We start from the raw sequence: 22,634 nt of genomic DNA, 5'->3' as shown, positions 1-22,634 counted from the left end.
TCGTCAAGATTAAATTCCGAAACCCCAATTGCGAAAGCAGTTGGGGTTTTGTTTTGCCCGCAGGAAAGTTATTGCCAACACATTGACCGGCCCCAACCGTCGCAAGGGCTGCCATTGTGAAAATTCCTTCTGAAATGACCTTGTAGTTTTTGGTATGGTGCAGCTCGTTTTTTTAACGGACTGATGTCATGCCCACGGATCGGCACTCATTTATGTTAAAGAGTTGCTGTAGAAATGCCTGAACCCATTCCGATCAAGGACCACGAAAAAGAGACGCGTCTGGTCAACAAACGTTTGATCGCCTGCGCCTTGTTCGTCTTCGCCATCAGCTGCGCCCTTGTCGTGCGCCTGTACATCCTGCAAGTGGTGGAATTCGACTACCACTCCACGATCTCCGAAAACAACCGCGTCCACGTCTTGCCGATCCCGCCGACACGCGGCTTGATCTACGACCGCAATGGTGTGCTGCTCGCCGATAACCGCCCCAGTTTCAACCTGACTATCACCCGCGAACGCGCCACCGACGTCAATCAAGAACTGGACGAGGTCATCAACCTTCTGCATTTGCCTGCAGAAGATCGTACAGTCTTCGATAAAGCCATGAAGCAGTCCCGTCATCCGTTTACGCCGGTGACGCTGTTCTATGAGCTGACGGAAGAACAAATCGCCGTACTGGCAGTCAACGAGTTCCGCCTCCCAGGCCTTGATGTCGAGCCGCAGTTCGTCCGCCATTACCCGTTCGGCGCGCATTTTGCCCATTCGATCGGTTACGTCGGGCGGATCAACGAAAAAGAATCCAAGAGCCTCGACTCGGTGGAATATCGCGGTACGCAATCCATCGGCAAAACCGGCATCGAACGCTTCTACGAGGCGCAACTACACGGTCACGTCGGTTACGAAGAGGTGGAGACCAACGCTCAAGGTCGCGTACTCCGTGTGCTCAAACACACCGACCCGATCCCGGGCCAGAACATTGTCCTGAGCCTCGACATCAAACTGCAGGAAGCTGCCGAGGCCGCATTGGGTGATCGTCGTGGTTCAGTGGTCGCGCTCGATCCGTCGACCGGCGAAGTGTTGGCCATGGTCAGCAATCCGAGCTTTGACCCGAACCTGTTCGTCACGGGCATCAGTTCCAAGGAATACTCGGCACTGCGAGATTCGATCGACCGGCCGCTGTTCAATCGTGTGCTGCGCGGGCTCTACGCACCGGGTTCGACGATCAAGCCAGAAGTGGCAATCGCCGGCCTCGACGCCGGCGTCGTGACACCGCAGACGCGCGTCTTCGACCCCGGTTATTACCAACTCCCGGACTTTGATCACAAGTACCGCAACTGGAACCACAGCGGCGACGGCTGGGTGGATATGGATGCGGCGATCATGCGTTCCAATGACACCTATTTCTACGACCTCGCGCACAAGCTCGGCATCGATCGCCTGCACGATTACATGGCGATGTTCGGCCTCGGGGAGAAAGTCTCGCTGGACATGTTTGAAGAGTCTCCCGGCCTGATGCCATCGCAAGCGTGGAAACGCGCAACCCGCCGGCAAGCCTGGTTCCCGGGCGAAACGGTCATCCTCGGTATCGGCCAGGGCTACATGCAGGTCACGCCGTTGCAACTGGCTCAAGCCACGGCATTGATCGCCAACAAAGGTGTGTGGAATCGTCCGCACCTGGCCAAGACCGTTGATGGCGTCGCCCCGGTCGACGAGCATCCGATGCCGAACATTCTGCTCAAGGATCCGCGCGATTGGGAGCAGGTCAACCACGGCATGCAAATGGTGATGCACGATGCGCGAGGCATTGCGCGTGCGGCCGCTGCCGGTGCGCAGTATCGCATCGCTGGCAAGAGTGGTACGGCACAAGTCGTGGCGATCAAGCAGGGCGAGCGTTACAACCGCGAGAAGACCCTTGAACGCCACCGCGATAACGCCTTGTTCGTCGGCTTTGCACCGGCCGAACATCCGAAGATCGCGATTTCGGTGATGATCGAAAACGGTGAGGCCGGTGGTCGTGTGGCCGGTCCTGTGGTGCGACAGATCATGGACGCCTGGTTACTTGATCAGGACGGCCATCTCAAGCCGCAATACGCCGCGCCGACGAAAGCGCCGGGTGACCCGCACGTTTAACCTTCTACGGCTCACAGCACCGGCTCACGCAAGGCGAACCAATGTTGTGAGCTCCGCCTGCAAAGTCTATTTGCAGTGGTAACCCTCGAGCATCGTGGCGGTGTAGTTGCGCTGCACGCGATCCTCAAAGTTGAGGTTGCAAGCCTTGCTCCACCAGAAAGGCTTGGACCTTGGCGGATTGGCAGTCTTCGTTACAGGACGAATCGCGAAGCAGGTAGACCTGCGCTTGCTGGCCTCATCCCGGACAGTGGCAACGAAGGCACTGAGCGTGGTGTAACCGATGCGCAGAGGTGATTCGCTAGCCATCGAACCCTAATCGCCCTGCGGTGCTTGCCATCGCCCTGACGTTAACGTAAAGATTGCCGTCAGGGCGCTCGAATAAAGAAAGCGCAAAGCGGACCGCTACGGAGCGCTTGATGACTCTTATAAAAACCACCGATCCCAAGTCTCGCCACGAAGCCCGGCTCGCCCGGGAAAAGCTCCATCTGGAGGGCCAGGTACCCGACGGCGTGCTCCGTGCCGAGATCGATGCTTCGTGGCGGCGCAGCCTCAGTCACGGCGTGCATTTCAACGGCAAACACGAACTGTCCCTGGAGTCGGGCGTCAGCCTCGACGTGTTGCTGGCAAGCAATCGCCTGCTGATCGATGCGGCGATGCCGGCCATCGATTACCTCGCCGAACGCCAAGGCAAAGAAGGCCTGATCATCCTTGCCAACTCCGATGCAACCATCCTCGCCGTCGAAGGACGTGCCGACCGGCTCAAGGGCAGCGGTCTGCAAGACATCACCCTCGGCGCCTGCTGGAGCGAAGCGGCGCGCGGCACCAATGCCCTCGGCACCGCACTGGTCGAAGCGCGGCCGACGCTGATCGATTGCGGCGAACACTACCTGGATCGCCTCACGGATTTTTCCTGCACCTCGGTGCCGATTCATTGCCCGCAAGGTGAGATTCTCGGTGTCCTTGATCTGACGCGCGAAGGCCCGCTTGGCCGCGTGCACGACAGCACCGCATTGCTGAGCATGGCGGTCAGCCAGATCGAAAGCCGAGTGTTCAATAACAGTTTCCCCGAGCAGATCGTTCTCGCGTTTCACAGTCGCCGGCAGTATCTGGAGTCGCCATGGCAAGGCTTGTTGGCAGTCAGTCTCGGCGGGCAGATTCTCGCGGTCAGCGCGCAGGCCTGTCAGTTGCTGCGGGCCGAACGTTCGGCGCTGGTCGGTCGCCGTTGTGAAGAGTTTCTCGGTGTCGATGGCGTGCAACTGCTCAGTCGTTTACAGCAGGGCGGCGTCGGCAGTCTGCAAACTGCCAAAGGTGAGTTTTTCTACAAAGCCCTGCGTGCGCCGGCGCGTTCGGTCAACCTCGGCGGGCCACCGCGCAGCGTGGCGAAAAGCGTCAAGCCGCAAGCGGATCTGGACGCATTGGCTGGCAGCAACACCCGCTATGCGCGGGCCTTGCGCATGGCGCGCCAAGGTCTGGCCAATGAGTTGCCAGTCTTGCTCCTCGGCGAAACCGGTACCGGTAAAGAAGTCATTGCCCGAGCTCTGCACATGGCCGGCAGTCGCTGCAACAGACCGTTTGTGGCGGTGAACTGTGCGGCGATCCCCGAAGGCCTGATCGAGTCGGAACTGTTCGGCTACCGCGAAGGCGCGTTCACCGGCTCGCGACGCGGCGGCATGATCGGACGCTTGCAACAAGCCCACGGCGGGACGCTGTTTCTCGATGAAATTGGCGATATGCCGCTGGCCTTGCAGGCGCGGTTGCTGCGGGTTTTGCAGGATCGCAAAGTTGCGCCGCTCGGTGCCGGGGAAGAACAGGACATTGACATCGCGCTGATCTGCGCCACCCACCGCGACCTGAAAATACAGGTCGCCGACAAGCAGTTTCGCGAGGACCTGTTCTATCGCGTCAACGGCATCAGCGTCATGCTTCCGGCCCTGCGCGAGCGCGATGATTTTGCCGCTCTGGTCGCCAGCCTTTTAAGCAAGCTCGACGCGCCGAATGTGTTGCTGCACGACGACCTCGATCGTCTGCTCGGCGCCTATCACTGGCCCGGCAACATTCGCCAGTTGGAGATGGTCCTGCGCACTGGGTTGGCCATGCGCGAGCCGGGTGAAACCGTGCTGACCCTCGATCACTTGCCCGACAGCATGCTCGACGAGCTCAGCGTCACCGAGAAACCCCAGGCCGGCAGCATTCGCGAGAACGAACTGGAGATGATCCGTCAGTCCCTCGATACCCATCAGGGCAATGTCTCAGCGGCTGCCGACGCCCTTGGTATCAGTCGCGCGACGCTGTATCGCAAACTCAAACAGTTGCGCTCGTGATGCAGCGCTTCATCGTAAGGCTGATCGACAGCCGCGACCCCGCCGCGCTGCAAACGGCGTTGCGCTGGCTGTACAGTTTCGTCCGCCCGCAGCGTTTGGCGATTGCCGGTTTGCTCGGGTTATCGGTGTGCGCCTCGTTACTGGTGCTGGTCCAACCGTGGCTGGTGAAGTTGCTGATCGACGATGGCCTGTTGGCGCGCAACTTCCCGATGCTGGTGATGATTGCGGTGCTGATGATCATCGCCGGATTGCTTGGCACGGCGTTGTCGGGGATCAACCGTTATCTGCATACGCGACTGTCCGGGCGCATTCTGTTTGCCCTGCGCGACGACCTCTATCGGCATCTGCAAACCCTGTCACCGAGCTTTTATGGGCAGCGGCGTATTGGTGATCTGATGTCGCGCCTTGATGGTGATGTCGCGGAAATCCAGCGCTTTGCCGTGGATTCGCTGTTCTCTGCGGTATCGAGTGTGATCGGGCTGGTGGTGGCGATCGCCATGCTCTTTACGCTGTCCTGGAAACTTTCGTTGCTGGCATTGGTGCTGATCCCCCTCGATGTGTTGTGGCTGCGCTGGATGCGGCGCAAGGTCGAGCGCGATGTGCGGCAATTGCGCGAGCGTTCGGCGGACATGTCGTCATTCATGGTCGAGACCTTGCCGGTGATGAAGTTCATCCAGTCCGCCGGGCAGCAGCAGCGTGAAGCGCGGCGCCTGGAGCGTCTGGGGCAGGGTTACATGAATCAGTTGCTGCGCCTGCAAGTTACCGAGTTTTTCACTCAGGCCGTGCCGGGCACGTTGACGTCGTTGTCCCGCGCCTGTGCGTTTTTGATTGGCGGCTACTGGGTGGTGCAGGGCACTTGGCAGCTCGGCGCATTGATCGCGTTTTCCACCTATCTGGGCATGGCGGTCGGGCCCGTGCAAAGCCTGTTGGGGCTGTACGTGGCGATTCAACGGATGACAGTCAGCCTCGGCCGGGTGATGGAGTTGCGCGGCGAAGAACCGACCGTACGCTCGCCGGTTACGCCGCAACCGCTACCGGCCTCGGGCGAACTGCGCTTTGACGATGTGCACTTCAGCCATCCGGGCCGCCCGAGCACATTGAGTGGCATAGAGGCGACGATTCCTTACGGTTTGAAAGTCGCGTTAAGTGGCGGCTCCGGCGTCGGTAAATCTACCCTGATCGATCTGTTGCAGCGGCATCACGATCCGCAGTCTGGCCGGGTGTTGCTCGGTGAAATGGATCTGCGCGAGCTGGATCTGTTCGAACTGCGCCGACGCATCGCCGTAGTCAGTCAGGACATCGTGCTGTTTGGCGTTAGCTTGGCCGACAACCTCGCTTATGCGGTACCCGATGCCAGTCGCGAGGCGATTGCCGAAGTGGCGCGACTGGCGCAACTCGACAGCCTGATCGCCTCGTTGCCCGAAGGTCTCGACAGCCCGTTGGGCGAGCGGGGTCAGCAGTTGTCCGGTGGACAGAAACAGCGCATCGCAATTGCCCGGGCGCTGTTGCAGGATCCGTTGATTCTGGTGCTCGACGAAGCAACCTCAGCGGTCGATGAAGCCACCGAGCGTGAAGTGATTGAAGCCATCGACCGTCTGTTTGCCGGGCGCACGCGCATCCTCATCAGCCATCGGCCGTCGACCCTGGCCGATGCCGATCTGCGCTTCGAATTGCTCGACGGTGTGCTGACTTCGAAAACGGTGCTGCATGAAGCCTGAGTTACGTATCGGCGTGGTCGACAGTGGGCACTCGGCGGCGCAGCGTGTGCAGGTGATTGCCGGGCAGCGTTTTTCACTGCTGGAGGACGGCTTGGCGCAGAGTGATGTGCGCGATGATCCGCTCGGGCATGGCAGTGCAGTGATCGAAGCGATCAGCCGCCGCGCACCGGCGGCACAGATTTGCCTGGCGCAGGTGTTTGATCAACGTGGCGTGACCAGTGCGTTGCAGATCGCCACGGCGATTGACTGGCTGGTGACGCAAGGCGTGCGCTTGATCAATCTGAGCCTCGGTTTGCGTCAGGATCGCAGCTTGTTGCGCGAGGCCTGTGCGGCAGCGGTGGCGCGCGGCGTGTTGCTCTGTGCGTCGAGTCCGGCGCAGGGTAGCCCGGTGTTTCCGGCGAGTTATCCGCAGGTGTTGCGGGTGACCGGGGATGCGCGTTGCACGCAAGAACAGTGGTCGTGGCTCGACAGCGCGCAGGCGGATTTTGCCGCGTGTGTTTACGGCACTTATCCGGGGCAGTCCGGAGCGAGTCTGGGTTGTGCGGCGCTGAGCGGGCATATCGCCGGGTTTCTCCTCGAACATCCTGGCGCGAGCAACGCGGACGTTATCGAGTGGCTGAAACGCAGCGCGCGCTATCGCGGGCCTGAACGACGGTCCGGGCCATGACGGCGATCGTGATCCTCGGTGCAGGCCCGGCGGGCGCGGCGGTCGCGCTGGGGCTGCGACGGCTTGGCTATCCGGTGACGCTGATCAGCGAGTGGCGACGCTTTGCGGCACTGGAAGGCGTTTCGCAACGGGTACTGGACGCCTTGCGCGGCGCGGGGCTGCAGCATGCGTTGGCAGGTGCGCTGCTGCCGTCCCGGCGGCAGGTGAACTGGAACGGTCAGCAGCACGCGCAGAACATCGAGTTTCTGCTGGATCGGCCAACCTTTGATCGCGGTTTGCGTGACGCTTTGCGCGAGGCCGGGGTTGAGCGGGTCGAGGGTCGCGTGCTGAGTGTGCAGTCCTCGGTAAACGGACATCGAATCGCTCTGGATGGCGGGGTGACGGTATTCGCGGATTTTCTCGTCGAAGCGCGGGGACGTCAGGCGCCGTCGCTCGGTAAAGGTTTGCGCGGGCCGGAAACAGTCAGCCTGCTCAATCGCTGGCAAGGTGCGCCGGGCACGACCGCCAGTGCGGTGGAAGGCCTTGAAGACGGCTGGGCGTGGATGGCGCGCCGCGCCGATGGGCAATGTTATTGGCAATGGACGGTGGATGTGGCCAGTGCCCAATTGCCGGGCAAGGCGCAGTTGCTGGATTACTGCCGGCACCGTCGGCACGTCTCGGATTTTGCGCGGGCGTTTTTTGCCGATGGCGCAGAGACCGATTCGCACCTGCACGCGCGTAGCAGTACGGCGATTCTTTCACCGCAAGTGTGCGGCGAAAACTGGATACGTGTCGGTGATGCGGCGATGGCGGTGGATCCGTTATCGGGCAACGGGATTTTTCAGTCGCTGTCGTCAGCGTTGCAGGCACCGGTGGTGATCAACACCTTGTTGCATAAACCCGAGCGTGCGGCGCTGGCGCAGCGCTTTCATCAGCAGCGGGTCGAACAGTTGTTCTTGCGCTTTGCGCGGATTGGCCGTGATTTTTATGCCGATGAACAGCGCTGGTCCGAACAGCCATTCTGGCAGGCGCGGCAGTCCTGGCCGGATGCTCGGGTGGCGCACGCAGCGGCGGATTTTTCAGCGCTCAGGATCGAGCGGATGCCAGTGTTGCGGGATGGTTTTGTCGATGAGGTCGAGGTGGTGATTACGACGGATCAGCCGTTGGGGATCTGGCATGTGCAGGGGATTGAGGTGGCGCCGCTGGTGCGACGGTTGCACACGGAGCCAGCCAATCAAGTGTTGGCGGGATTGAGTGAAGAGCAGGGCAGGGTGATCAAGGGATGGCTGTTGAGTCAGGGATATCGGCCCTCAACCTGACCCTCTCCCAGGGGAGAGGGTCAGGTTGAGGGTGCTCTTGAGCTTCTACAGTTTGATCAACACCGACTTCAGCTCGGTGTAATGCTCAATCGCCGCATAGCCCATTTCCCGCCCAACCCCGGACATCTTGTAGCCGCCAAACGGCAGCGCCGGGTCCAGTGCGCTGTGGCAGTTGACCCACACCGACCCCGATTTGATCCGCGGGATCATCCGGTGCACCGCCGCCAGATCATTCGACCAGATGCTCGCGCCCAAACCGTAGGGACTGTCGTTGGCCATGCGCAACGCATCGGCTTCGTCATCAAATGGAATCGCCACCAGCACCGGGCCGAAGATCTCCTCCTGCACCAGCGAATGCTGTTGATCGACATCCACAATCACCGTCGGTTTGACGAAGAAGCCCGGCCCGAATTGCTCGCCACCACAGGCGATGGTTGCACCACTTTCCCGGCCCATTTCGATGTAGTTGTACACGCGCTCCTGCTGGCGCGCGGAAATCAGCGGGCCCATCTCCACGCTTGGATCGAGGCCGTTGCCCATCTTCATCGCGTTGGCGATGGCACTGATATCGGCCACCACATTGTCGAAATGCTTACGCTGCACATACAGCCTGGAACCGGCACAACAGACCTGTCCCTGGTTGAAGAAAATCGCACTGGCCGCGCCCGCTGCGGCGCTTTTCAGGTCGGCGTCGGCCATGACGATGGTCGGCGATTTGCCGCCCAGCTCAAGAGTGACGCGGGTCATCGAATCCATGGCGATTTTGCCGATCTGTTTACCGACGGCGGTGGAGCCAGTGAAGGTCAGTTTGTCGACCAACGGATTGTGCGTCAGTGCTGAACCGGCGGTGATGCCAGTGCCGGTGACGACGTTGAACACGCCTTCGGGGTAACCCGCTTCCAGCACCAGTTCTGCCAGTTTCAGCGCGGTCAGTGGGGTTTCATCGGCAGGTTTGAGCACTACGGTGCAACCGGTGGCCAGTGCCGGGCCGAGTTTCCAGCAGGCCAGCAGCAGCGGGAAGTTCCACGCGACGATCGCGCCGACCACGCCGACCGCCTCGCGACGGATGAAGCTGTGGAACTGATCATTCGGCATCAGCGGCAGCGACACTTCGACACTGGCGCCTTCGATCTTGGTCGCCCAACCGGCCATGTAGCGCAGAAAATCGATCGCCAGTTGCACGTCCATCACCTGCGCCACTGCCGCGCTCTTGCCGTTGTTCAGGCATTCCAGTTGCGCCAGCAGTTCGGCGTCGCGCTGCATCAGGTCAGCGAGTTTCCACAACAGGTTCTGCCGTTCGCGCGGGCGCGTGCGGCTCCAGGCGGAGTCGTCGAAGGCCTGTCGTGCGGCGAGTACCGCACGGTCGACATCGTCCGGCGTGGCGCGGGGTACCACGCACAGCACTTCACCGGTGGCCGGGTTATGCAGGGGCATGGTCTGGCCGTCGGCGGCCTCGACCCAATCGCCACCAATCAGCATGCGCGGTGCGCGCTGAATGAACTCGGAGGTGGCGGGGAGCAGATAGGGGAGGGACATGGCAAAGCCTCTTGTTGTTCGTGAGAACGAGACTTTCGCAATGGCTGTGCCAACTGTCCGGCGCGGCCGCGTGGCGCCGGGTTAGCGGGGTTTGCAGGGTTACCGGGACAGGCATCACGCGAAGGTTTGTCGCAAATCGCGACGGCGGTTGAGACATCCGCAACAGCCTTGGCCAATGATACGGCCAAGGCTTTTTCAAGGGCCTTGCTACCGAGAGTCAGACCTTCTCATCGATTCGCTTGGCATCGCGTGCGGCTACGATGGCAGCATCTGTTTCAGGCGTCCCCAACTGACCTTTACGCCATAACTGATGAGAGAAATAGCCGTCGATGGCTTCAGCACTGATGGTGTTGCCCTTGGGTACAAACAGCGCCGCCAGGTCAATGGTGCTGGCGAAGTTGTCTTTGGTCAGGTTGTACTTGCCCAAATGGCTGCCGCCCGAACCGGAATCGGCCGCGACCAGTTCGATGGAGGCGTCGCGGTAACCGCTTGCGGCGGCTTTCAATGCGTCCGAGTCATTGAGCAGAGTGTTCAGCTTATTCATGTCGGCAGCGCTCAGCTCATTGGCAGTGTTCAGCACCTTGAGGTTGCCATCGGCTTCAATGGTAAAGCCAAATTTCTTGTCGGCGAGCTCCGGAAAACTGTCGCTCAAGCTCGCTTTGAAGCTCTCGAACGTCAGTTTCAGCGAGTTGTTCGCTTCTGCGTGCCGTGCGGCCACTTGCGCGAAGTCAGCGGCCTGAGGGCGGCCGATCCAGCCCGAGATCACTTCCGTGTTCGGGCTGATGGTCGGGACATCACCGCTTGGGTGGTAAACCACCGCCGGATTGATGTTGACCGCATTGTTCTTGAGGTCTGCGCTGAGCGATTCCATCGTCAGGGGTTTCGCGGTTTTGTTCAGCTCTGCGGCTGACGGCTGGGTAAAACCGGGATTTAAAGTGATCGCCATGTCGTCATTCCTTGATCGTTGGTGGTAAGCCATTTATCGGCGGGCGCTGGCCTTGCTTAAGTTGTTGTCTTTGATTAGACGTAACTTGATGTGTCTGGAAAATGCTCACCAGTACAGGCATCCATGCTTGTCTCACACTGCTACAACTGTCGCGAAATTGGACGCCTGTCACCCGTTCAAACGGCCACGTAGCGGCGTGATTGACTGGTAAGTGCTTGATTGAAAAGCCTCTCAACAAGCTGGCACGCTCCGTGTATTGCTCATCGCAGACGTTTCTCTTGCCTCCGTCTGTGCAACAGCGCCGACGGCAGAAACCATAAAAACGATAAGCGACAACAATAAGAAAGCACCGTGCGAGGTTCGACGTTGATGAAGAGAAGACTCCGATCAGGCATGAGCGCCAGCCTGCTGGCCGTGGCCGCGTGTGTGGCCCTGCATTCGCCGCACAGCCTGGCTGCCCGTGACGCCCAGACCATCCTGAAAGAAACCTGTCAGGGCTGTCACACCCCCGAGGCCGATAACGCCCTGAGCCGCATCAGCCACCAGCGCAAGACCCCGGAAGGCTGGCTGATGAGCATCGCCCGCATGCAGGTCATGCACGGCCTGCAGATCAGCGATGATGACCGTCGCACGCTGGTTAAATACCTGGCCGACACCCAGGGCCTGGCACCGAGCGAAACCGATGGCGTGCGCTATGCGCTGGAACGCCGCTTGAACACGGTCGAGCAGTTCGACGAGAAGACCAGCCAGATGTGCGGCCGCTGCCACTCCGGTGCGCGGGTCGCGCTGCAACGGCGTCCGGCGCAGGAATGGGAACGCTTGGTCAACTTCCACCTCGGCCAATGGCCGTCGCTGGAGTATCAGGCCCTGGCGCGCGATCGCGACTGGTTCGATATCGCCCGCAAAGAAATGGTGCCGTTGCTCGCCAAGCGTTATCCGCTGGACAACCCGGCGTGGCAGCAATGGCTGAAAGCCGCACCAAAAGCCGAAGCGCTGGTGGGCGACTGGAGCTTCAGCGGTCACTTGCCGGGCAAGGGAGAACTGGCCGGCGTGATGAGCGTGACCGCTGACGGCAATGACACCTTCAAGGTCAGCGTCAAAGGCCAATACGCCGACGGCAGCGCGTTCAATGGCGATGGCAGCGCAATCCTCTACAGCGGCTACGAATGGCGTGGCAATGTGACTGTCGATGGCGTGACCATGCGCCAGGTGTTCGCCGCGCAGGGCAACGCAATGGAAGGGCGGATGTTCGAGGCCGAACATGATGAGCGCGGTCTCGATTTCGTTGCCGCCAAACAAGGCTCGCAACGTTTGCTCGCTGTGCAGCCGGGTTACGTGAAGGCCGGCAGCGAAACCGAAGTGACCCTGATTGGCAGCGGTCTCAGCGGTAAACCGAGCTTCGGTAAAGGCGTCGAAGTCGTCCAGGTGCTCGAGCAGAACGCCGAACGCATCAAGGTCAAAGTCAAAGCCGCCGCCAACGCTCAACCGGGCCTGCGCGCCGTCAGCGTCGGTGCGCTCAAGGGCCCGAGCCTGTCGGTGTACAGCAAGATAGCTTCGGTCAAAGTGGTGCCGGAATTCTCCGTGGCGCGGATCGGCGAGGGCGGTGGTTCGACGCCGAAAGTCCAGGGCCGTTTCGACGCTGAAGCCTGGGGCAAGGGCGCCGATGGCAAGCCGTATCGCATCGGCGTGTTCCCGGCGCAGTGGAAGGTGGAAGCCTTCGACGACCGCGCCAAGGAAGATGAAGACGTCAAGTTCGCCGGCACCATGCAGGCCGACGCCGGCGTGTTCACCCCGGGCGATGCCGGGCCGAATCCGGCGCGCAAAATGTCCACCAATAATGCCGGCAACCTCAAGGTGATTGCCGCCGTCGACGATGCCGGGCAATCCCTCACCGGCGAAGGCCATCTGATCGTCACCGTACAACGCTGGAACAATCCACCCATTCCCTGAGTTGTTTTGAACGCACACGCTTCAGACACTTTTCGGAATGACCGCAAGCCCCGCCCAACGGGGCCTGCACAGGAGGTTTGCAATGGGCGCTATCTTGAATCTGGTCGAACGCAATCTGCACGAAGTGCACGTCGACGCCGACCGCATGCTGTTCCATATCCCCAGCAGTTCGCTGTTTGCCAGCGATGAGCTGACCGGCACCATCATTGATACGTTGCGCGGCCCTGGCTGCTCCTCGGAAGACCTGATTGAACGCCTCGCCGCGCGGTTCAACGGCGAGGAGATCAACGAGACCCTGCGCGAGCTTATCTCGCTGGAACTGGTCAGCGACGGCTCGCCACTGACCCCGGACATCGCGGTCAAACGTGTCGAGCGCACCGCCATCAATACCGTGGTGCTCAACGTCAACACCGGCTGCAACCTGAGCTGCACGTATTGCTACAAGGAAGACCTCGACAAGCCATCGGCCGGCAAGAAGATGGACGTTGAAACCGCGATCGCTTCGGTGGAAATGCTCCTGCGTGAATCGCCGGATGAAGAGCGCTTCACCGTGGTGTTTTTCGGTGGCGAACCGCTGAGCAACCGCAAGCTGATCGAGTACATGGTCGACTACTGCGAGAAGCGCTTTGCCGAGGCCGGCAAGTTCGTCGAATTCGTCATGACCACCAACGCCACGCTGCTTACGGAAGACACCGTCGACTACCTCAACGCCCACCGTTTCGGGCTGTCGGTGAGCATCGACGGGCCGAAAACCGTGCATGATCGCAACCGCATCACCGTGGGCGGGCAGGGCACTTACGACGTGGTCCGGCGCAAGGCCGAGATGCTGCTGTCGCGTTACAACAGCCGTCCGGTCGGCGCTCGCGTGACGCTGACCACTGGCGTCACCGACGTCGAAACCATTTGGGATCACCTGTTCAATGAGCTGGGATTTGCCGAGGTCGGATTCGCCCCGGTGACTTCGGGCGATATCAGCAGTTTCAACCTCAGCAGCGAAGAACTGATTGAAGTCTTCGCCAGCATGAAACGCCTCGGTCGGCGTTATCTGGAGGCCGCGCTGGAGCACCGCAACATCGGTTTCTCCAACCTGCACCAGTTGATCACCGACATCCACGAGGGCCACAAAAAAGCTCTGCCGTGTGGCGCCGGGCTGAAGATGCTGGCGGTTGATCACAAGGGCGAACTGAACTTGTGCCACCGCTTCACCGGCTCATCCTTGCCGACGTTTGGCAATGTGCACAGCGGCGTGAAGCAAGTCGAACTCAACGACTTTCTGTCCCAGCGCCTGGATCGCACGAACACCGGTTGTCACGACTGCCAGATCCGCAATCTGTGCTCCGGCGGCTGTTACCACGAGAGCTACGCGCGCTACGGCGACCCGGCGCACCCCACTTATCACTATTGCGAACTGATGCGTGACTGGGTCGACTTTGGCATTGAGGTCTACACCCGGATCATGGCCAATAACCCTGCGTTCATCAGCAGCTACATCACCCCGCGCAAGGCTCACTGATATGAAACATCTCAAGGCAATCAATAACAAAGCGTTGAAGCTCGATCAGGCCGCGGAGGAAAACCACATCGAAGAGGTGGTGGCGATGAGTTCGGTGGCGGGCTGTGCCTCGACCACCGATCCGGGTTGGGAAATCGATGCGTTCGGCGGGGTGTCGTCGCTGTGCCAGCCGATGGAGGCTGACCTTTACGGTTGCTCCGACCCGTGCTGGTGGCCGGCGCAGGTGCCGGACATGATGAGCACCTATCCGGACTGGAACAAGGATGCCCAGGCGTCCAACGACAACTGGCGCAACCTCGGCACGGTCTTCCCGAAAGACAAGTGATCGTCCCGGACACGAAGAAGGATTCCAGCATGCACAGCATCAAAGCCTGCGGCCTGGCCGCGTTTGCCGCGCTGAACGTCTGTTCGTTCAGTGTTCTGGCCGATGAAAACACCGCGCTGCAAGACGGTCACGAGTACATGGTGACCACCAATTATCCGAACAACCTGCACGTCCTCGATCTGGCCACCGACAGCCTGTACAAGACCTGCAAGATGCCCGACGCCTTTGGCCCCGGCACCGTGCAATTGTCACCGGATCGCAAGACCGCCTACGTGCTGAACAATCATTACGCTGACGTTTATGGTGTCGAGCTGGACAGCTGTAAACAGGTGTTCCACGCCAGCATTACTCAGCAGCCGGGGGAGAAGGCGCGGTCGATGTTTGCCTTTACCGTCAGCCACGATGGCAAGGAGCTGTACACCATCGCCAACCCGACGCAGATGCTCAACGATCGCTACGAGGTTAAACAGCCGCGTCTGGACGTCTATGCCACGGATGCCGGGATGAACGCCAAACCGGTGCGCAGTTTTCCGGCGCCGCGGCAGTTGACCATCATGCAGAGCGGCGACGATGGCACGCTCTACGTGGCCGGCGCCGATGTGTACAAGGTTGATGTGCAGAGCGGCAAGTTCGATGTGCTGATTCCCAGTCGCCACTGGAAACGCGCGAATTACAGCGCGCCGGACGTGCTGTATGTATGGAATCAGCAGACCTACCGCCATGACTTCTCGCTGCTCTACACCACGGCGAAATTCAAGGACAAGAAGCAGGACCCGGCGACCGCCGAGTATCTGTACGGACTGTTCAGCATCGATTTGCAAACCGGCAAGACCGAAACCACCGACTTCGGCCCGCTGACCGAGATCTACTTCAGCGGCATGCGTTCGCCGAAGGATCCGAACCTGATGTTCGGGGTGCTCAACCGTTTGGCCAAGTACGACATCAAGCAGAAAAAACTGATTCAGGCGGCGACGCTGGAGCATTCCTACTACTGCATTTCCTTCAACAAGGACGGCAGCAAGATCTACCTGGCCGGGACGTTCAATGACGTGGCGATTTTTGATGCCGAGACGATGCAGCAGACGGGTAGCATCAAGTTGCCTGGGGGGGATATGGCGATTACCACGGCGCAGATTTTTGTCCGGTAAGTCGCAGCGACCGGGCTGACGCCATCGTTAGCAGGCTAGCTCCCACACGATTTGTGAATGCCACAAGACCAACGTGGGAGCTAGCCTGCTAGCGATTTGGACCTTGAAACCAATACAGCACTCAGGCCCCGGGCACCGGGCAACTCATGTCACCTTCCTCGCACTTCAAATACTCCTTCAGCGCCGCAACCCGCACCTTGGTCACGCTGGTCAGGCAATTGCTGTAAATCAACGGATAAACACTCCCGCCTGATACCCCCGACGCCGAAAACTTGCACTCGGCATCGCGAAACGCGATCCACGCTTGTTGCGCACCGACCAACAGCTTCTTGCCCTCCGGATTGTCCTTCAAGCGAGCGGTGATCTGCTGATACACCGTGTTCAGTTCTTTGTCTGCTGCTTTGAAGTCCTGCCCGGCGCACTGGTTCATCGTCGCCTGATCACTGGCGTTGGCGCAGTCGACGGCGGCGTGGGCGATGGGGGCGAACAGAAAGGGCGTCAGGGCCAGAAGGCGACGTGGGGACATGATCAAATCTCGCTGTATCGAAAGTAAGTGCCGAGCAGTGTAGCGGCTGCATCGCGCTTATTCAGGTGGACGCATCCGGGAAGCCTCAAGCAAACGGTCGGCGGTCGCCGCAATCTCTTCACCGTCGTGCAGCATTTCCAGCCAGTGCGCAGGAATGCCCCGCACACCGTAGTACGCGCCAGCCAACTGGCCGGTGATCGCGGCTGTAGTGTCGGCGTCATCGCCCAGGTTAGCGGCGCGCAGTATGGCTGCTTCGAAGCTGTCCGTGCGCTGAAAGCACCAAAGTGCTGCCTCCAGCGACTGCACGCTGTAACCGCTGCCTTTGATGTCCATTTCGGATTTTTCGAGGTAATCGCCACGGGCAATGGCTGCGACTTTGGGTTGCGAGAGATTGGCCGAGGTCAGCTGGCGCAATTCTGCTTTGGATACGCCTTCAAGTGCCCTGACGATCAGGCCCGCCAGCAATTGGCAGCACTCGATGGCTTCAGGGGCAGCGTGGGTGGTGCGCGAACTGTCGGCGGCAAACGTGTGGACCTGCCGGGCGTCTGGAAAGTAAAACAGCACCACCGGAGCCAGGCGCATCAGCGAACCGTTGCCGGCGCTATAAGGATCGGTAGAGCCAGCGAAGGGCTCAGCGGTTTGTTGATACTGCGTCAGTGCCTGACTGACGGTCATGCCGATATCGAAACACTCACCGGTCGAACTGAGATAACCCCACTGCCACCAGTTGAGGTAACGGCCCATCTGGTCGGCCGCATTGAATCCATTCTTGTTCAGCAGGCTTTGCGCCAGACACAGCGCCATTGAGGTGTCATCGGTCCACTGCCCGGGCTTGAGATGGAACGGGCCGCCACCGACCATATCGGTCATCGGTTGGAATGATCCCCGTGGTTTGAACTCAACCGTAGTACCGACGGCGTCGCCGCACGCCAGACCGAGCAGGGTGCCACGATAACGTTCGGCGAGGGATGGCTGCATGATTCGTCCTTGTTGATTCAAATTCGCTGGAAAAGGTAACAGTTTCGCCGCCCGCAGCGGGCTGGATCCATCGCATTGCCGGTCAGAAAAATGCAGCGGGATGTTTCCTTTCAGATCAATAACTGCACCGCTCTGATACAACTTCACATTGGACATGTGGTCATACAGGCCTAGTGTTCAGAACAGGAGGTGACGTATGAAACCAGTACCCAACAGTTTCGAACGCAAGATCACGCTCAAGGCGCCGCGTTCGCATGTCTGGCGTGCATTGGTCGATGCCGAGGCGTTTGGCCAGTGGTTTGGGGTGGCGCTGGAAGGGCGGCGGTTTATTGCCGGTGAATGGACGCAGGGGCAGGTCACGTATCCGGGTTATGAACACGTGTTGTGGAATGTGCTGATCGAGCGGGTCGAGCCGCAACAGTTGTTTTCGTTTCGCTGGCATCCGTATGCGGTCAATCCGCAGATCGACTATTCGCAGGAACCGACCACGCTGGTCAGGTTCGAGCTGCAGGATTTCGAGGAGGGCACGTTGCTCAAGGTGTCTGAATCGGGTTTCGCGCACATTCCCGACACCCGCCAGAAAGAAGCGTATTACATGGACAGTCGTGGCTGGGAAGAGCAGTTGAGCCGACTCGAACAGTTTCTTGTCGAAAGTGCCAAGGCTCGCGAGCGTCACGGTGGCTGACAGTTTTCAGCCCCGGCCCGAGCGTTGGGCACTGGTGCGGGGCCGTGCGGCAAGTGCCGATCGCGGTCCATGCTTGATGCCTGACACGACTAGGGGTTTTCGGAAGGGTTGCTATGGCGAATGTCTTACACGCACTGGTAGCTTTTACGACTATTGCCGATTGGATCCACTGCGTAATCTACACACATCAACTGAGACACAGGGAGTGTTTCAGGATCAAGGATGATCGACCATTTGCAAGGATCGCTGCCGACAGGGAGTCGATAATGGTCTTGGGAAAAACCCGCTTCGGCGGGTTTTTTTTCGTCCGTATGTAGGAGCTGCCGCAGGCTGCGATCTTTTGACTTTGGCTTTTAACAGCAAGATCAAAAGATCGCAGCCTGCGGCAGCTCCTACATTGGTTTGTGCGTTACGAGGCGATCAACTGGCGCAGGACGTAATGCAGAATCCCGCCCGACTTGAAGTACTCCACCTCATTCAACGTGTCGATCCGGCACAGCACCTCGATCCTTTCCTGGCGTCCGTCCTCACGGGTAATCACCAGCGGCAGATTCATCCGCGGTGTCAGCTCGACCCCGGTCAGGCCCAGAATCTCAAACGTTTCCTTGCCGGTCAGGTTCAGGCTCTTGCGGTTCTGATCAAGCTTGAACTGCAGCGGCAGCACACCCATGCCCACCAGGTTGGAACGGTGAATCCGCTCGAAGCTTTCCGCGATCACCGCTTTGACCCCCAGCAGATTGGTGCCCTTGGCCGCCCAGTCACGGCTGGAACCGGTGCCGTATTCTTGCCCGGCAATCACCACCAGCGGCGTGCCCGAGGCCTGATACTTCATTGCCGCGTCGTAGATCGCCAGTTTCTCGCCGGTCGGAATATAAATCGTGTTGCCACCTTCTTCACCGCCGAGCATCTCGTTGCGGATACGGATGTTGGCGAAGGTGCCGCGCATCATCACTTCATGGTTGCCGCGACGTGAGCCGTAAGAGTTGAAGTCCCGTGGCTCCACGCCTTTTTCACGCAGATAACGCCCGGCCGGGCTGTCAGCCTTGATGTTGCCGGCAGGGGAGATGTGGTCGGTGGTCACCGAATCACCGAGCAGGGCCAGCACCCGTGCACCTTTGACATCTTTGACTTCTGGCAGCGGGCCGGAAATGTCATCGAAAAACGGCGGATGCTGAATGTAGGTCGAATCGTCCTGCCACACATACGTTGCCGCTTGCGGCACCTCGATCGCCTGCCACTGCTCATCACCGGCGAACACTTCGGCGTATTCCTTGTGGAACATCGCCGTGTTGACCTGACTCACCGCGTCGGCGATCTCTTTACTCGAAGGCCAGATATCGCGCAGGTACACCGGATTGCCTTGCTGATCCTCGCCCAGCGGTTCGCTGCTGATGTCGCTGCGCACGCTGCCGGCCAGGGCATAGGCGACCACCAGCGGCGGTGAGGCCAGCCAGTTGGTTTTCACTAACGGGTGCACGCGGCCTTCGAAGTTGCGGTTGCCGGACAGCACCGAGGCCACGGTCAGGTCGGCTTTCTGGATGGCTTTCTCGATCGGCTCCGGCAACGGCCCGGAGTTGCCGATGCAAGTGGTGCAGCCGTAACCGACCAGGGAAAAGCCGAGCTGATCGAGGTATTGCGTCAGCCCCGCAGCCTTGTAGTAATCGGTGACCACTTTCGAACCCGGTGCCAGCGAGCTTTTCACCCACGGTTTGCGGGTCAGGCCTTTCTCCACGGCTTTTTTTGCCAGCAGGCCGGCAGCCATCATCACGCTCGGGTTGGAGGTGTTGGTGCAAGAGGTAATCGCGGCGATCACCACCGCGCCGTTTTTCAGGCGATAAGTGTGGCCTTCATATTCATATTCGGTTTCGCCGACCAGATCGGCATTGCCCACCGCGACGCCGCCACCGCCCTCACTTTCCAGACGTCCTTCTTCTTTACTGGTGGGTTTGAATTGCAGATCCATGAAGTCGCTGAACGCTTGTGCGACATTCGGCAGCGACACGCGGTCCTGCGGGCGTTTTGGTCCGGCCAGACTCGCTTCGACGCTGCCCATGTCCAACGCGAGGCTGTCGGTGAACACCGGTTCCTGGCCTGGCAGGCGCCACAGGCCCTGAGCCTTGGTATAGGCCTCGACCAGTTTCACCACTTCCGGTGGCCGCCCGGACAGGCGCAAATATTCCAGCGTCACGTCATCGACCGGGAAGAAGCCGCACGTCGCGCCATATTCCGGGGCCATGTTGGCGATGGTTGCGCGGTCGGCCAGCGGCAAGTCGGCGAGACCATCACCGTAGAACTCGACGAATTTGCCGACCACGCCTTTCTTGCGCAGCATCTGCGTGACGGTCAGCACCAGGTCGGTCGCGGTAATGCCTTCCTTGAGTTTGCCGGTCAGCTTGAAACCGATCACTTCCGGAATCAGCATCGACACCGGTTGCCCGAGCATCGCCGCTTCCGCTTCGATCCCGCCGACGCCCCAGCCGAGTACGCCGAGGCCATTGATCATGGTGGTGTGCGAATCGGTGCCGACCAGCGTGTCGGGGAATGCGTAAGTGCGGCCGTCCTCATCCTTGGTCCACACGGTGCGGCCGAGGTATTCGAGGTTGACCTGATGGCAGATGCCAGTGCCTGGCGGCACCACGCTGAAATTGTCGAAAGCGCTCTGGCCCCAACGCAGGAAGGCGTAACGTTCGCCGTTGCGCTGCATTTCGATGTCGACGTTCTGCTCGAACGCGGTGGCGGTGGCGAACTTGTCGACCATCACCGAGTGGTCGATGACCAGATCCACCGGTGACAACGGATTGATGCGCTGCGGATCGCCACCGGCCTTGGCCATCGCCGCACGCATGGCGGCAAGGTCGACCACGGCGGGCACGCCGGTGAAGTCCTGCATCAATACCCGGGCAGGGCGGTACTGAATTTCGCGGTCGGAGCGGCGTTCCTTGAGCCACGCAGCAATCGCCTTGAGGTCGGCACCGGTGACGGTTTTTTCATCTTCCCAGCGCAGCAGGTTTTCCAGCAGGACTTTCAGCGACATGGGCAGCTTGTTGAGGTCGCCCAGACTTTTGGCGGCATCCGGCAAACTGAAATAGTGGTAGGTCTTGTCGTCGATTTGCAGGGTTTTGAGCGTTTTCAGGCTATCGAGGGACGGCATTACAATCACTCCTTTGAATCCGCACGGCTACGGATTGTGGGGACGGGCAGAGCTAACAACGTAGCCCTGTTTTCATTAGCTGGCTAATAACTGGACTCTATGAGCGGAACCAAGGTTCCGACATCGGCTATCATGCGCCGGTTTTCGTGACAGGCTTTGCTGCAATGCAAGGCCTGAGCATCGCGCAGGGGCCGAATGATCGCCCGCTGCCCAGGAGTAAGAATGAACACTCTATTCATGCATTGCCGGCCCGGCTTCGAAGGCGAAGTCTGTTCGGAGATTTCCGACCTCGCCGCCCAACTCAACGTGGCCGGCTACGCCAAGGCCAAAGCGGCCGCTGCCTATGCCGAGTTTGTCTGCACCGAAGAGGATGGCGCCGAGCGCCTGATGCGCGGTCAGCGTTTCGCCGAGCTGATCTTCCCGCGCCAGTGGGCGCGCGGGGTTTTCATCGATCTGCCGGAAACCGACCGCATCAGCGTGATCCTCGCGCACATGGCCGACTTCCCGGTGTGCGGCAGCCTGTGGCTGGAAGTCGTTGATACCAATGACGGCAAAGAGCTGTCGAACTTCTGCAAGAAATTCGAAGGCCCGCTGCGCAAGGCCCTGACCGCCGCCGGCAAACTGGTGGATGACGCCAGCAAACCGCGTCTGCTGCTGACCTTCAAGAGCGGCCGCGAGGTGTTTCTGGGCATGGCCGATGCCGGTAACTCGGCGATGTGGCCGATGGGCATTCCGCGCCTGAAGTTCCCGCGTGAGGCGCCAAGCCGTTCCACTCTGAAGCTGGAAGAGGCCTGGCACCACTTTATCCCGCGTGATCAGTGGGAAGATCGTCTGCACAGCGACATGACCGGCGTTGACCTCGGCGCCGCGCCGGGTGGCTGGACCTGGCAACTGGTCAATCGCGGCATGCTGGTAACCGCCATCGACAACGGCCCGATGGCCGAAAGCCTGATGGACACCGGGCTGGTTCAGCATTTGATGGCCGACGGTTTCACCTTCAAGCCCAAGCAACCGGTGGACTGGATGGTCTGCGACATCGTCGAGAAACCGGCGCGCAATGCCGCGATGCTGGAGGAGTGGATCGGCGAAGGGCATTGCCGCGAGGCGGTGGTCAACCTGAAATTGCCGATGAAGCAGCGTTACGCCGAAGTGAAGCGCTTGCTCGAACGCATTGCCGATGGTTTCAAGGCGCGCGGGATCAAGGTCGATATCGGCTGCAAACAGCTGTATCACGACCGCGAAGAAGTGACCTGCCATTTGCGTCGGCATGACATCAAGAAAGCCAAATCCCGCTGACACACCGCAAAACCCCTGTAGGAGCTGCCGCAGGCTGCGATCTTTTGATCTTAAAAAGCAAAGATCGCAGCCTGCGGCAGCTCCTACACAGGGGGTGGCGTAACGCCACAGATGACCGAATACCCGGCAATGCGCGACAATGCCGGCCAGTTTCAGGAGTGAATCATGAGTGAAATGATCGATACCCCGGTCGACGGCACGCTCGACGCCAGCGGCCTCAATTGCCCGGAGCCAGTGATGATGCTGCACCAGCACATTCGTGATCTGGTGCCCGGCGGCCTGCTCAAGGTGATCGCCACCGACCCGTCGACCAAACGCGATATCCCCAAGTTCTGCGTGTTTCTCGACCATGAATTGGTGAGCCAGCACGAAGACGCCGGTACTTACCTGTACTGGATCCGCAAGAAACACGCATAACAGCGGCTACACCCAAAACAATTGTGGGAGCG

17 protein-coding genes and 1 pseudogene are annotated in these 22,634 nt (G+C 60.0%); 12 read left to right on the top strand and 6 right to left on the bottom strand.

All coding sequences use genetic code 11. From position 1 onward, the window contains the following. The first annotated feature begins 234 nt into the window (after positions 1–234). On the top strand, positions 235–2,127 hold the full coding sequence (mrdA, locus tag M9827_RS21250; RefSeq protein WP_250607017.1) for a penicillin-binding protein 2: 1,893 nt from the start codon (positions 235–237) through the stop codon (positions 2,125–2,127). Between the two features lie 66 nt (positions 2,128–2,193). On the opposite strand, the pseudogene M9827_RS21245 reads toward mrdA, so the two are convergent. Beyond that, a pseudogene (locus M9827_RS21245) lies at positions 2,194–2,412 on the bottom strand (hypothetical protein); the annotation flags it as partial. 131 nt (positions 2,413–2,543) lie between these two features. Between M9827_RS21245 and M9827_RS21240 the strand changes: the two are divergent. Genes M9827_RS21240 through qhpG form a run of 4 tightly spaced genes read left to right on the top strand, consistent with a single transcriptional unit; the run spans position 2,544 to position 8,131 of the window. Continuing rightward, on the top strand, positions 2,544–4,448 hold the full coding sequence (locus M9827_RS21240) for a sigma-54-dependent Fis family transcriptional regulator (RefSeq protein ID WP_250607016.1): 1,905 nt from the start codon (positions 2,544–2,546) through the stop codon (positions 4,446–4,448). Continuing rightward, the gene (locus tag M9827_RS21235; RefSeq protein ID WP_250607015.1) at positions 4,448–6,166 is read left to right on the top strand and encodes an ABC transporter ATP-binding protein; all 1,719 of its coding nucleotides are present in this window, start codon (positions 4,448–4,450) and stop codon (positions 6,164–6,166) included. The genes M9827_RS21240 and M9827_RS21235 overlap by 1 nt, the downstream gene beginning before the upstream one ends. Beyond that, positions 6,156–6,833, top strand: coding sequence for a subtilisin-like serine protease QhpE (qhpE, locus tag M9827_RS21230; RefSeq protein WP_250607014.1), 678 nt, complete (start codon positions 6,156–6,158; stop codon positions 6,831–6,833). The genes M9827_RS21235 and qhpE overlap by 11 nt, the downstream gene beginning before the upstream one ends. Beyond that, positions 6,830–8,131: a flavin-dependent monooxygenase QhpG gene (gene qhpG / locus M9827_RS21225; RefSeq protein ID WP_250607013.1), complete on the top strand. Its 1,302-nt coding sequence runs from the start codon at positions 6,830–6,832 to the stop codon at positions 8,129–8,131. Before qhpE ends, qhpG begins: the two co-directional genes overlap by 4 nt. A gap of 45 nt (positions 8,132–8,176) precedes the next feature. Here qhpG and M9827_RS21220 read toward each other — a convergent pair whose 3' ends face one another. Then, complete coding sequence (locus tag M9827_RS21220; RefSeq protein ID WP_250607012.1) at positions 8,177–9,667, bottom strand: aldehyde dehydrogenase family protein; 1,491 nt, start codon at positions 9,665–9,667, stop codon at positions 8,177–8,179. 217 nt (positions 9,668–9,884) lie between these two features. Continuing rightward, positions 9,885–10,613 (bottom strand): hypothetical protein, encoded by a 729-nt coding sequence (locus M9827_RS21215; protein WP_250607011.1) that lies wholly within the window; start codon positions 10,611–10,613, stop codon positions 9,885–9,887. A 369-nt stretch (positions 10,614–10,982) separates the two neighbouring features. Between M9827_RS21215 and peaA the strand changes: the two genes are divergently transcribed. The 4 genes from peaA (at position 10,983) to peaD (ending at position 15,549) form a co-directional block, all read left to right on the top strand. Then, entirely contained in the window at positions 10,983–12,563 is a 1,581-nt protein-coding gene (gene peaA, locus M9827_RS21210; protein ID WP_250607010.1) for a quinohemoprotein amine dehydrogenase subunit alpha, read from the top strand. Positions 12,564–12,645: 82 nt separating this feature from the next. Further along, positions 12,646–14,076, top strand: coding sequence for a quinohemoprotein amine dehydrogenase maturation protein (peaB, locus tag M9827_RS21205; RefSeq protein ID WP_250607009.1), 1,431 nt, complete (start codon positions 12,646–12,648; stop codon positions 14,074–14,076). Position 14,077: 1 nt separating this feature from the next. Continuing rightward, entirely contained in the window at positions 14,078–14,401 is a 324-nt protein-coding gene (gene qhpC / locus M9827_RS21200; protein ID WP_250607008.1) for a quinohemoprotein amine dehydrogenase subunit gamma, read from the top strand. Positions 14,402–14,430: 29 nt separating this feature from the next. After that, positions 14,431–15,549 carry a quinohemoprotein amine dehydrogenase subunit beta gene (gene peaD, locus M9827_RS21195; protein WP_250607007.1) on the top strand — a complete coding sequence of 373 codons (1,119 nt, stop codon included), beginning with the start codon at positions 14,431–14,433 and terminating at the stop codon, positions 15,547–15,549. 121 nt (positions 15,550–15,670) lie between these two features. On the opposite strand, the gene M9827_RS21190 is transcribed toward peaD, so the two are convergent. Beyond that, positions 15,671–16,075 carry a lysozyme inhibitor LprI family protein gene (locus tag M9827_RS21190; protein ID WP_250607006.1) on the bottom strand — a complete coding sequence of 135 codons (405 nt, stop codon included), beginning with the start codon at positions 16,073–16,075 and terminating at the stop codon, positions 15,671–15,673. 57 nt (positions 16,076–16,132) lie between these two features. Further along, positions 16,133–17,053 (bottom strand): ADP-ribosylglycohydrolase family protein, encoded by a 921-nt coding sequence (locus M9827_RS21185; RefSeq protein ID WP_250607005.1) that lies wholly within the window; start codon positions 17,051–17,053, stop codon positions 16,133–16,135. 196 nt (positions 17,054–17,249) lie between these two features. Between M9827_RS21185 and M9827_RS21180 the strand changes: the two genes are divergently transcribed. After that, a complete protein-coding gene (locus tag M9827_RS21180; RefSeq protein ID WP_250607004.1) occupies positions 17,250–17,738 on the top strand; it encodes an SRPBCC family protein in 489 nt (162 codons plus the stop codon). A gap of 409 nt (positions 17,739–18,147) precedes the next feature. On the opposite strand, the gene acnA is transcribed toward M9827_RS21180, so the two are convergent. Next, positions 18,148–20,889 carry an aconitate hydratase AcnA gene (acnA, locus tag M9827_RS21175; protein WP_250607003.1) on the bottom strand — a complete coding sequence of 914 codons (2,742 nt, stop codon included), beginning with the start codon at positions 20,887–20,889 and terminating at the stop codon, positions 18,148–18,150. Between the two features lie 222 nt (positions 20,890–21,111). Between acnA and rlmM the strand changes: the two genes are divergently transcribed. Further along, on the top strand, positions 21,112–22,185 hold the full coding sequence (rlmM, locus tag M9827_RS21170; protein ID WP_250607002.1) for a 23S rRNA (cytidine(2498)-2'-O)-methyltransferase RlmM: 1,074 nt from the start codon (positions 21,112–21,114) through the stop codon (positions 22,183–22,185). 165 nt (positions 22,186–22,350) lie between these two features. Continuing rightward, a complete protein-coding gene (gene tusA / locus M9827_RS21165; RefSeq protein WP_250607001.1) occupies positions 22,351–22,602 on the top strand; it encodes a sulfurtransferase TusA in 252 nt (83 codons plus the stop codon). The last annotated feature ends 32 nt before the right edge of the window (positions 22,603–22,634 follow it).

This window comes from Pseudomonas sp. AKS31, from assembly GCF_023634765.1.
Lineage (GTDB): Bacteria > Pseudomonadota > Gammaproteobacteria > Pseudomonadales > Pseudomonadaceae > Aquipseudomonas.
Note: the sequence above shows the minus strand (reverse complement) of the source record. Positions and strands in the feature narration are given on the sequence as shown.